We start from the raw sequence: 12,023 nt of genomic DNA, 5'->3' as shown, positions 1-12,023 counted from the left end.
AAGATTATGGACCTGCCTTATTACTCATGGTTACAATGGTTTCTAGAGCCTCAAAATTATCAGTCTCATACTTTTGCAAAGTACAATCAGGGCGAAGTGTGTATTTATACTCAAAGTAATTTTTAGCAAAATTACTTTCTTTTAGGCGTTGTTGAAAATATTTAATAGCATCTTCATCCTGATGAGACACGGATAAATCAAGCCAGTCAAATCCCGCGCGGTAATCAATGCTTAAAGGAGGAAATACCACCTGTATATCTTCATCCATCTCATTTTTTAATGCCTCAAAGTCACAAAAACAAATGAGAGCTATTTCGAGTTGAGCACTAGAGTAACGCTGTCCCTCACCGGTTTTTTCTTTTCGTTTTGCGATTAACAATGTCTCTTCAAAGTATTCGTTGAAGGTTAATATACGCTTATCTCCCTGAAAGAAAGAGTCATATTTATATTTCATTTTAAAGGCTTCGATTTTTTAAAGCCTTATTGTATAATTAGTTTACATAAAGATCAATGCTTGTTTATCGGCTTAAGGATAGGATAAGCTTTCCTTAGTATAATAATGATATTAAACAGATAATTTGGAATATAGGTATCGTGGCTAAAAATAAACAACTTAAAAGAGAGAAAGTAAGTATCATTCGTGATGAATATGGCCATTATGTCGTCCAATCGGAAAAACATAGAGGTTTAGTATGCAGTGGCGGTGGTGCTAAAGGTATTGCTTATATGGGGATGCTCAAAGCGCTGCAAGAGCGCGGCTATCTTGAGCAATTAACGCATGTGAGTGGTGCTTCAGCAGGAGCTATGACGGCAAGCCTGATTGCTGTGGGTATGAGCCCTGAAAGTATGACCAAATTAGTTAATGAGCTGGATATCAAAAAACTTCTTGATGTTCAAGGAGTTGGTTTTAGGGCTAAAGGAGATAGCTTTCGAAATTTTCTTGATGTAATTTACATGATGCAGATCAAAAATCATTTGAAGGATTTGCCTAAGCCAATTCCGGAGGACTTAGAAATAAATTACGTTCAATTGTTCAGCAAAGTAAGTCTATATGAACACGCTCTGGCGGAACAAGGGATAGAAATTGATAATGTTGATGATGTAATCCAATTAGCCAAGTCGGTTGAAAGTATTCAAAAAATGAATGCTGCTCTGGCTACTGTACCCCAACAAATTATGGGCCAAAATGGTGAGGAATTAGAAAATCCACGGCTTACCTTAGGAGATCTTGGGCTCCTTCGTGAATTGTTATCGGACACAGAAAAGCATCGGATTAAAAATTTATCAGTCGCCGTAACGAATCAAACAAAAAAAGAATTGGAGCGCTACAGCGAAGAGAGTACCCCACAACAATCTATTGCTCAAGTTGTTCAATGGTCAGGAGCTCATCCCGTTCTTTTTGTTCCTGGGAAAAATGCAAAGGGAGAGTTCGTCGCCGATGGTGGGATCTTAGATAATATGCCTGAAATTGAAGGCCTGGATCGAGAGGAGGTATTATGTGTCAAAGCAGAGGCCGCGGGAGCTTATGAAGCCCGTGTGCAAAAAGCGGAACGACATCTTCCTGAAATAGTATCTGCATTTAAACAAGCTTTAGATTCTGTAATTACTTATGCTATTGGCGGAGAATGGCTGAAAGCCACTGCTGCCTTATTAAACCGTGAAAAAGTATTTCATCACATCGATAATATGATTTATATCAATACCGGTGAAGTCACTACAACCACGACAGCTCCAACTGAAGAGCAAAGAAAGCAAGCCATTGCAAATGGATATGAACAAACTTCAGCGCAACTTGATAAACATAGAAAAACGTTTAGTCATCCTTTATTAGCAGTACTGTATGTCGGGATAGACAGATTAGATCAAACAATGCTTGATGAACAGCATAATCCTGAGCTATTCCATGCGGCAGCTTATGCAAAAATCATTACCAGGTTGCAAGAACAAATAGTACATGAAATCAGTCTTGGTCACTACGAGCATATAAAGAATTACACAGACCAAATCGACGAACTCTTAACTGATGATAATCTTCTGTTAGACATTGACGAAGAACAAAAAGAGCAAGTGCGTGCTTTGTGTTATAAGCAAGTGAATCATCTTACTGAGGGTAAATTCCTTGACCATATGGCTAAAGTTGCAGCAAAAGAGCTGGCCGACGCGCAGCCTGGATGGGGAATTCGCATATTGAGTTTCCTATTAAAGCCTATAGAATGGGTCCTTTCTTTGTTTAAGTCTTCATCTCTTTCCTCAGATGAAAAGACCTCTCCAGAATTATCTCATTCCGTGACTCGTTATAAGCAGGCTCTATCAGAGCAACAACAAGATACTGACAATGATGATGAGTTCGTAATTAGGGCATATTTGTGATTATTATGGCTATAAATGTTGATGTATTTGCAGCACTTCTCTAGGAAGCAAGCTGCAAGTTACTGATGGATGAGAAATACTAAAATGGCAATGTTACCTCAATTTTTGATAAACAATATTTGCCTGGGTACATGAGAGAATATCTTAGATATTTTTATATTTATTAGAAACCCTGGTTTGTGCGAGTAACATGTGACCCCATTCTTATACGCCCAAAAGTTAGGCCGCCAACTATTTGGCGAATCTAATATTTTGAAGGAGTATGCGTAGAAGAAGTAGCTTTATTAAACCACAGAGCATTATTTACCTAAGAGGGTACGAGGAAGAAGTGCCACATCCTTGTGGAATTGCCTCAATCCGTGAAGCGAGAGTACTCCCTGCACGACATCCTTTGTCTTTCCTCGTATATAGAGCATAGGACATGTTGCTTGAAATGTCAGGATGACAGAGGCTTAATTTGCTATAAGATATTTCTCAATTACATCAACTCACTTTGGTGGTATTCTAAAATATATTAACAGCGCGTATTGTGGGATAGGAGATGTTCATGAATGTTAATGCAAATAAAAGAGGCTTTGTAATTACCATACGAGCTCGCTTATTCATTGGATTTATGGCGCTGGGCTTGCCTTTACTGTTCTTAATTATCTTTTTAATTCCTAAAGTACATACCATTGTTTTTTTAAATGAAAAAATTGGGAAGGAAAGTTTACCGCAAATTCTAGACAGCCAAATCTTGCAAACTCAAGATACACTTGAGGAATGGGTAATGACTGGAGAGCTTAAAGATAGGGAACATTTTCAGCATCTTTGGGAGGAAATTAATAGTGCCAGAATCCTATGGGATACAACTATACATTCCTTAGATAACCAGCAATTACGTAAAGAATGGGATAGATTACAAGAATTGTATACAGCCCTTTATAATGTTCAATCAAATATAATAAATGCACCCAGGGATCCTAACAATAGAGATAGCGTCGAAAATAGTAAAGCCAGTACTCAGGATTTTATCAAAGAAATGATTTCGATTCTTGATGGGGTATACTCCAAGGAAGAAGGGAAAAGAGTTGGTGGTATATTTAATCTATTGGCAAGTGGGGTGGAGCATAGTGCTAATTTAATTAGTTTAGATTTAATCGCATTAGAGAATTTTGCCTATGGATTACTGATTTTTGCGATTTTATTAACTCTTATAGTTCCCTATATGACCCAAAGATCTATATCCGTTCCTGTAGAGAGGGCAATTAATATCGCAGAGCAAATTGCTGCAGGTGAGCGTAATATTGAAATTAACATCGCCACTAAAGATCAATTAGGAAAATTGCTTTCATCGCTTAAAGTCATGCAGGAATCGATTAGGAATAATGAAAAAAGCCTTCGTATTAAAGAAGAAGAGTCCCGGGAGTTATTTGAAAAATTAGTTAGTTCTTCGAAAAAATTTAGAGAGCATAGCAGTAAAGTTGCGGCAGGGGATTTAAGAGAGCGTTTGAAAATTGATGAACAAGATGTCTTACAGGATTTAGGTAATGATTTAAATTTAATGACGGATGGCTTGGCTACTATTACTAAGAAAATTACTAAAGTCAGTAATGATATTGTAACTATGGTTGAGACGGTTTTTGCTTCAGCAAATGAACAATCAGAAAGCATTATTTCCCAAGCATCAGCAATTAATGAAATTAGTGTCTCTTTAGAGGAGATTGATAAGAGTTCGAAGCAAACAATGACTAAGGCACAGACTTTGAGAGAGGTTGCTAAAAACACGTATGAGCAAGGGAAATTAGGCACTGAATCGGTAGAGCAGAGCATTGTAGGTATAAAAGCTTCAGAGGAAAAAATGAAGCTCATTGCGCAAACAATTCTTGACTTAAGTAACCACACCCAACAAATTGGCGACATCACTTCTGTAGTGAATACTTTAGCTCAGCAATCAAAAATGTTGGCTTTGAATGCTTCGATTGAGGCTTCAAAAGCAGGCGAGGCGGGAAGAGGGTTTGCTGCAGTGGCAACGGAAGTCCGAAATCTTGCTGAGCAATCAGAACAATCAACAGTGCAAGTACAAAAAATTCTTGAAGATATTCGCCGTACCACAGAAAAAGCAGTCACTGTGACTGTAGAAGGGGAAAAAACATTAGATTCAGGATTGAAACTCATTGAAAAAGCAGGTCACGTTATTCAAGCCTTAAGTAAAATGATTAATGATGCTTCGATTTCAAGTCAACATATTGAGGCATCTATTCGCCAAGAAGCAGTTGGTATTGAACAAATCGTTGAGGGTATGAGTGAAATTAATCGTACAACAGCTTCTTTTTCAAGTAGTATCAAAGAGATGATGGCATTTATTCATAACTTAGATGCGATTGCAAAGCACTTGAAAGAGGACATAAATCTTTATAAGGTATAGGGACTGGAGAGGATTAAGCACTTAATAATGGTCGTGGAGAGGCTACTGTATCTAGTGTATAAAGAACATGTCCCAGATGGATGAACGAATAGAGCCTATGTTTATAGGGTTGCTCATGCCATTATTGTTAATGTGTGAGAGCGTACCGCCATTATCTATGAGCAAAGCATGGCTCGGGATGATAGAGGGCTTAATTTATTTGAGGGGCTCACGATTAATGAGAAGGATGTGCACCCATCACTAACTTAGTAGTCCAAAGAAATACCAAAATGGAATAGACGCGATAACAATTCCTAGTTTTAAGAGTGAAAACCAAGCATTTAATTTAAGCAAAGGACTAAGATGAAAATTATTATTAGGTTTTAATAATTCTTCAAAACACAGAAAATAGCTGGATTGATAAGGAAAAATCCATGCTTCTGTAGCGACTAAAATGACAAAAGCGACAACCCAATTACTAATAGAACTGTGATTGGCAATAGGCATAATTAGGGTAAATAAAATTGCTGGAGCAATCATCGTACCCAGAAGCAAACCTGTTAACCAACTGATCGCATAGACAACAATGATAAAGTAGAGATAGTTCATTGTTGCCAAATAGTTTAACCATTGAAAATGTCCCACTACCCATGTTTCCAAGCCTGTATTTTGTAAGGCGTGCATGATGCCAATGATGGCGCCAAAATAAAATAAAAAGTTCCAGTTAATTTTAGAGGCCAGCTCTTTTGTATTTAATGCCCTAGTGCTAAATAATAAGAGGAAAATGCCCATGCAAGTCCACGAAGTTGATGTATTTTTCAAAGTGGCGATAACTGAACCTATAAAAAAAAGGCCTAAACATAATAAGGCAATATATTCTTCAAATGATAACCTTCCTAAGGCTTTAAACTCGTTTTTTAATTTAAAATGGTCCATTTCTAACGGAGTTGTTGATTTGAAAATCCGCGATTGGATCAAAAAGAATAAAGCAACCAACAAGATCCCAGGAAACGAGGCCGCCCCGAGCCATCCTAACCAATTTCCTTGCCATTGATTTTGCTCTGATAACAAACCAAAAACAATAAAATTGCTTGATTTACCTGTAAGGAAAATAGTCGATAATAAAATACATCCATTGAACGCTGCATTTGCTAAGGCATTCGCTGTATCACTGCGGGGATTAATAGAGCTGCTTTCTAAAATATCATCTAACAAGGGAGCCATTAGGGCAACTCGGGAACTTTGTACACTCATTATTGGGGTGATAAGAGCACCAAAGAGAAACAAAAACTTTTGTAGAAAGGACTGTCTGGATGGTAAGTGCATTAATAAAATTAATGATAAACGATAGAACAAACGGGATTTAGTAATAATAGCGCCGACAGCAAATACACTTGTGGCAAGAAAAAAGCTATTGGAACTGTAGCCTGAAAGAGTAATATTTTCTGGAGCAATACGGAGAAAAATAGCGGCTAAAATGAGAACTAAGGCTGGGATGTATTCTGGAACTAATCTTAAAATCCACATCAATAATGCGGCAAGTAAGGTCACGGCAAAGCTTGCCTTCGCAAAATTTAGCGCCATACTCTGATGTAAATACAAAGTGAGTATGACGCCACATAATGCGAAGATAATTAAAGCCTTCCATGGTATTGTCGTTATTCTTCCCAGTAAAGTCTTCTTTAGCTCAAAAATCATGTATTATTTTTATGTCATTAATTTATCAAGTAAGCTGTGAATTTCAAAAATACGCTCCTCTGGAGTGGTACTATCCAAGGTAAAACGTAATCGTTGTGGGCCTTCCATTTGATAGCGTTTGGCATGCACTTGAATCAGGCTAATTAATACCCCCGGATCAATCGATGGGTTTTCATTAAAGTCTAATTTACCCTGTTGTGCGCCCGCACTAATTTTTAGAATACCCATCTGCTGTGCTTTTAATTTTAAGTCCGTGATTAACAGTAAGTTTTTCACCGGCGGAGGTAATAAACCAAAGCGATCAATTAACTCAATTTGCAGCTCATGCAATTGCTGTTTGTCTTTGGCATTAGAAATACGCTTATACATAATGAGTCGATTATGTATGTCCCCAATGTAATCCTCAGGGATTATTGCGCTAATTCGTAAGTCAATTTCAGGGCCTTGGTACATTGGAGCAGACAATTCGGGTATTTTTCCTGCTTTTAAGTCACTGACTGCTTTGTCGAGCATTTCCATGAATAAGCTAAAGCCGATTGCATGCATATTACCGCTTTGCTCTGCACCTAAAAGCTCACCGGCGCCACGAATTTCCAAATCATGAGTTGCTAAGGTAAAGCCTGCACCTAAATCTTCTAAGGACACAATAGCTTCTAAGCGTTTCACCGCATCAGAAGTTAATGATTTTTCATTGGGAGTTAATAAATATGCATAAGCCTGGTGATGTGAACGACCAACACGGCCACGCAATTGATGTAACTGAGCCAGCCCAAATTTATCAGCGCGATCAATAATGATGGTATTAGCAGTAGGGATGTCGATTCCCGTTTCGATAATGGTGGTACATACCAATACATTAAAGCGATGATGATAAAACTCAGACATCACTCGCTCCAATTCGCGCTCACGCATTTGACCGTGAGCAGTACGAACCTTAGCCTCAGGAACTAATGTTTGTAGATCCTGACTAATACGCTCAATGGTTTCAACATTATTGTGCAAGAAGAAAACTTGGCCACCGCGTAATATTTCACGCAAAATTGCTTCACGGATGGTGGCATCTTTCCTTTCTTGCCAGAACGTTTTAATTGCCAAACGTTTGGCCGGTGGAGTGGTCATAAGTGATATATCGCGGATTCCGGCCATGGCCATATTCAGTGTTCGGGGAATAGGGGTTGCCGTCATTGATAAAATATCAACATGAGTCCGTAATGCTTTAATGTGCTCTTTTTGCTTGACGCCAAAGCGATGCTCTTCATCGATAATTAATAGGCCCAGATTTTTAAAGGCAATGGAGCTTTGAAATAGTTTATGCGTACCAATAACAATATCGACCTTCCCTGATTTTAATGAAGCTTGCACTGCCTCTGTTTCTTTGGCTGAGCGAAAACGTGACAGCAGTTCAATATTCACTGCAAAATCAGCAAAACGATCTCTAAATGATTCAAAATGTTGTCCAGCAAGGAGGGTAGTTGGGACCAACACACAAACTTGCTTGTTATTTTGCACGGCAATAAATGCAGCGCGCATGGCTACTTCAGTCTTACCAAAGCCTACATCCCCACAAATCAAGCGGTCCATGGGTTTGGTCGAAGACATGTCACTCATGATCTGGTCTATAGCTTGCTGCTGATCTACGGTTTCTGTAAAAGGAAAGGCACTGGCAAAGCGAGCATATTCGTTATGGCTAATTTCATATTGATGCCCTGGTTGCGCTTCTCGTTTCGCATAGAGATCAAGCAGTTCGATGGCCACATCGTGAATTTTTTCTGCAGCTTTTTTCCGCTCTTTTTGCCATTGGTCCGAGCCCAACTTATGCAGGGGAGCATGTTCGCTGTCTACGCCTGTATAACGACTAATTAAATGCAAAGAGGTCACTGGGACATAAATTTTATCTTCACCGGCGTAAGTGAGCACTAAAAATTCGCTGGCAGTACCATTGGTCTCGATATGTTGTAGTCCTTGATAACGTCCCACCCCGAATTGCAAGTGGACGACTGGGGCGCCTAAGCGCAATTCAGCCATATCACGGATAATTAAATCCGGGTCAACCGTTTTTTGCGCACTGCGTCGTTGAGGAGTGCTTTGCTCACCAAATAATTGCGACTCTACAATTAAAACCGTATTACTCTGGATCAATTCGCAGCCGCTAACTAATGCTCCGGTGGTGATATTAATCGGAGACGAATCTTTGATAAAATCATGCCAATTACTTTGAGTTTTAGGAAGAATGCCGCTGGGTTTAAGCAGGTCCAGTAATACTTCACGACGTCCCGCACTTTCTACCACAATTAGATAACGGCGGGAGGTATCCGCACAGTATTCACGTAAACGACTTAATGGCTCTTGTGTTTTCCTATCGATGGGTAATTCTGGTGCAGGAGTAATCTCAAAATTGGTTACTGCACCTTTCTTACTGCTCGGAGTGTGGAATAACCGCAGTTGTTGGTATTCATTAGCTTTGGTTAAAAGCTCTGTCGGATTAAGAAAACAGGCTGTTGGCTCAAGAATCGGTCGGCTAATGTCATAACGACGTTGCTCATAACGCCCGGTTAATTCTTGCCAAAATTGCTCGGCATTATCTTGAATGTTTTCAATCAGACAGACTTTGGCGTCTTGAGGCAGATAATCAAAAAAGGTAACTGTTTTTTCAAAAAATAGTGGCAGGTAGTATTCGATGCCTGCAGGAAATTGCCCATGACTGATGGCTTCATAAATGGGGCATTGGCTGGGATTTCCTGGGAATAATTCACGAAATGTCCGGCGAAATAGCGTTTGGCTTTGCTCATTGAGCGGAAATTCACGTGCAGGTAATACGTTTATATAGGGAATTTTTTCTATGGTGCGTTGGGTTTCGGTATCAAATTCTCTTAAACTTTCAATTTCATCGTCAAAGAGTTCGATACGGAAGGGGCGGGTAGACCCCATAGGATATACATCAATAATTGAGCCGCGTAAGGCAAACTCGCCATGCTCTAATACTTTATTGACGCAATGATATCCTGATTGTTGCAGTTGGTTTCTAAAGGCTTCCAGATCCAGCTTTTGCCCCTTCTTAAGCATGAGGGCGTACTGGTTTAAAAATTCAGGTGGGCAGAGTCGATGCATTAGGGTGTTTGCAGAAGTAATAATAATGGCATCGCTGACTTGCTTAATACGACTTAAGGTATAGAGCCGTTCTGAAATAATATCTTGATGTGGGGAAAATTGGTCATAGGGTAAGGTTTCCCAGTCGGGGAAAAATAAGACTTCTTGCTCTGATTGTTTTGGATTTAAAAAGAACTCTAATTCAGACTGCAATTGATTGGCGCTGAGATTATCCTGGGCAATGAGCAACTTAATGCCCGGTGTCTTTTGGCAATATTCGGCTAAAGCAAGAGCTAAGCTGCTGCCATGAAGTTGTCCCCATATTTGTTTGGTCTGTGTACTTTGGTAGAGTAGTGTTTCCATATTCATTACTTGTTTAATCTTCAATAATTTAAAAATTCGTAGCTGTAGCCTGGTTGCTTGTAACCAGAAATTCTCTTTACTCTGCCTATACTTTTATATACCAGAGTCCTATCTGGTGGTTGCTTTTAGGAACCTGGCTGCAAGCAGCCAGGCTACGCCTATTATGCTTACTGCAGCTTAGGATATCCTCTATATTCATCTTGCACCAAATGGCCATGACCCTCAACTTGAGGATAGATAGGCTGATAACCCGGCTGATAAATAGTATTGTAAGTTGGTGGTTGCTGAGTTTGAGCAACGTGTTGGCTGTATGAAGGTGGCATTACCCTGTTAACCACTTGATACGATTCTTGATGCCTTCCTTGTGTCTCTGGATGATCATTTTCATGTGCGCTAGAAGAACAGCAACAGGATTTAAGTAAGCTGAAGAGCCCGCCAACTACATCCATGGTAATGCCTAATGCATGAAGACCAACAAAAGTTAAAGCAGCTACTGCGCCTGCTTGATATAAAACATTGGAGCCAACGTATGCGGCAATAGACAACCCCAAAAGAGAGAAATTAGCAACGGTTGCTAAAGCACCAGGCCAGAAAAGTAATCCAGCAGCAACCAAAAGACCAATGGTCATCGCTGTTTTTGCGAATTGGAAATAGTTATATAGTGTGATCACGATGTTTTACTCCAGTGTTGTAAAATCGAGGTGGATTGTAGCAAATAAATTGAGAAGTTAGAATATAAACTGCTCAATTTGTTGATGAGTTTATTCCAAACTACGTTGACCTGCTACGTCATCCCGAACGAAGTGAGGAATCTCCGGAATGAGGCACGGATTAAAATGTGCCTCATTCCGGAGATTCTTCGTCATAACTCCTCAGGAGGACGAGGAGTTTTTATGCTTCCTGACTTATTTCGTCCGTTTCAATTAATTCTATTTCTTCTAAATCGATATCTACCGATTCAATTTTTTGAAAGCGGGAGCTAATCTTTTTCGCTGAAGTATTCACTTCATTCACATCTTGATGTGCCAGATTAATATGCTTGGATAATTTATCCATTCTCTTTTCAAAACGTTGGAAATCATCTGCTAATGCATGTAAATGCTTTTGAATGATATGGATTTGCTTGCGAGTAGCATCGTCTTTAAGCACTGCCTTCGCGGTGGTTAATACGGCCATTAAGGTACTGGGGGAAACCATCCATACTTTTAAGCGTTGTGATAATGCAATTAAATCAGGGTAGTTTGCATGAATTTCTGCGAAAATTGATTCGGCAGGAATGAACATCATGGCGCCATCACTGGTTTCATTAGGGATGATGTATTTTTCTGCAATGTCTTTAATGTGTTTTTGAATATCTTGGCGAAATTGCTGTTGCAACGTCTTGCGCTCAACGGAACTCACTTCGCAATTGATAAGACGTTGATAGTTTTCTAAGGGGAATTTTGCATCAATAACCACATTTCCAGTGGGATCTGGCAAAAACAAAATACAGTCGGCGCGCTTTTGATTGCTTAGTGTGTACTGCATTTGATAGTGAGTTGCTGGAATCATATTACCAATTAAGGCAGAGAGTTGGACTTCACCAAAAGCTCCGCGCGCTCTTTTATCAACTAATACATCTTGCAAACTGACCACATGGCTTGAGAGCTCAGTAATTTTCTTTTGTGCCTCATCAATAATGGTTAGTCTTTTTACTACATCAATAAACGTTGATGAGGTTTTTTCAAAACCTTCAGTCAGTTTATGATTAACCTGTTGCGTTAGGCTATGTAAATGGTTGCGAATTTCCTCGGTAAGAATTTGTAGATGAGAGGTTAGGGAACTGGCGTGCTGTTTGAAGCTATGGCTCATCTGTTCACGCACATCAGTCATTTGTTTATGTACGGTGTCATGAATTAACTGTTGCGTAAGTAACTGCCCTTGACCGATTTTCTCGTTAAGATCGAGATGCACTTGATGCAATTGGTTAGTAAAGGTTTCAACTACTTTATCATTAAGTCGTGCGCTTAATTTTTTGTGTTGACTTTGGCTGACCAAGAACCAAATAAAGAAGAAAAACTGTAGGGCAATTGCCAATGCAATGCCCTCAAGAAGGGGGAATGACGATAAAAATTGCATG

The 12,023-nt window shown here is 39.4% G+C and carries 7 protein-coding genes; 2 read left to right on the top strand and 5 right to left on the bottom strand.

Translation table 11 applies throughout. From position 1 onward, the window contains the following. Positions 1–4: 4 nt before the first annotated feature. Entirely contained in the window at positions 5–454 is a 450-nt protein-coding gene (locus E1P08_RS03795) for a hypothetical protein (protein WP_133135666.1), read from the bottom strand. 140 nt (positions 455–594) lie between these two features. Between E1P08_RS03795 and E1P08_RS03790 the strand changes: the two genes are divergently transcribed. Beyond that, entirely contained in the window at positions 595–2,370 is a 1,776-nt protein-coding gene (locus tag E1P08_RS03790; protein WP_133135665.1) for a patatin-like phospholipase family protein, read from the top strand. 547 nt (positions 2,371–2,917) lie between these two features. Further along, positions 2,918–4,777 carry a methyl-accepting chemotaxis protein gene (locus E1P08_RS03785; protein ID WP_133135664.1) on the top strand — a complete coding sequence of 620 codons (1,860 nt, stop codon included), beginning with the start codon at positions 2,918–2,920 and terminating at the stop codon, positions 4,775–4,777. Between the two features lie 240 nt (positions 4,778–5,017). Here E1P08_RS03785 and E1P08_RS03780 read toward each other — a convergent pair whose 3' ends face one another. From E1P08_RS03780 to E1P08_RS03765, 4 genes are all read right to left on the bottom strand, one after another. After that, the gene (locus E1P08_RS03780; protein WP_133135663.1) at positions 5,018–6,454 is read right to left on the bottom strand and encodes an SLC13 family permease; all 1,437 of its coding nucleotides are present in this window, start codon (positions 6,452–6,454) and stop codon (positions 5,018–5,020) included. 9 nt (positions 6,455–6,463) lie between these two features. Beyond that, on the bottom strand, positions 6,464–9,910 hold the full coding sequence (gene mfd / locus E1P08_RS03775) for a transcription-repair coupling factor (protein WP_133135662.1): 3,447 nt from the start codon (positions 9,908–9,910) through the stop codon (positions 6,464–6,466). Positions 9,911–10,071: 161 nt separating this feature from the next. Continuing rightward, on the bottom strand, positions 10,072–10,575 hold the full coding sequence (locus E1P08_RS03770) for a hypothetical protein (RefSeq protein WP_133135661.1): 504 nt from the start codon (positions 10,573–10,575) through the stop codon (positions 10,072–10,074). Between the two features lie 220 nt (positions 10,576–10,795). Then, positions 10,796–12,022 carry a DNA recombination protein RmuC gene (locus tag E1P08_RS03765; RefSeq protein ID WP_133135660.1) on the bottom strand — a complete coding sequence of 409 codons (1,227 nt, stop codon included), beginning with the start codon at positions 12,020–12,022 and terminating at the stop codon, positions 10,796–10,798. Between the last annotated feature and the right edge of the window lies 1 nt (position 12,023).

This window comes from Legionella rowbothamii, from assembly GCF_900639985.1.
GTDB classification, from domain to species: Bacteria; Pseudomonadota; Gammaproteobacteria; order Legionellales; family Legionellaceae; genus Legionella; species Legionella rowbothamii.
The sequence above is the reverse complement of the archived record's forward strand: the minus strand, read 5'-3'. Positions and strand labels throughout refer to the sequence as shown.

What these genes read in the sequence shown, in the direction of transcription:
- E1P08_RS03795 (WP_133135666.1), bottom strand. Translation starts at nt 454, where the DNA reads ATGAAATATAAATATGACTCTTTCTTTCAGGGAGATAAGCGTATATTA.
- E1P08_RS03785 (WP_133135664.1), top strand. Translation starts at nt 2,918, where the DNA reads ATGAATGTTAATGCAAATAAAAGAGGCTTTGTAATTACCATACGAGCT.
- E1P08_RS03780 (WP_133135663.1), bottom strand. Translation starts at nt 6,454, where the DNA reads ATGATTTTTGAGCTAAAGAAGACTTTACTGGGAAGAATAACGACAATA.
- mfd (WP_133135662.1), bottom strand. Translation starts at nt 9,910, where the DNA reads ATGAATATGGAAACACTACTCTACCAAAGTACACAGACCAAACAAATA.
- E1P08_RS03765 (WP_133135660.1), bottom strand. Translation starts at nt 12,022, where the DNA reads ATGCAATTTTTATCGTCATTCCCCCTTCTTGAGGGCATTGCATTGGCA.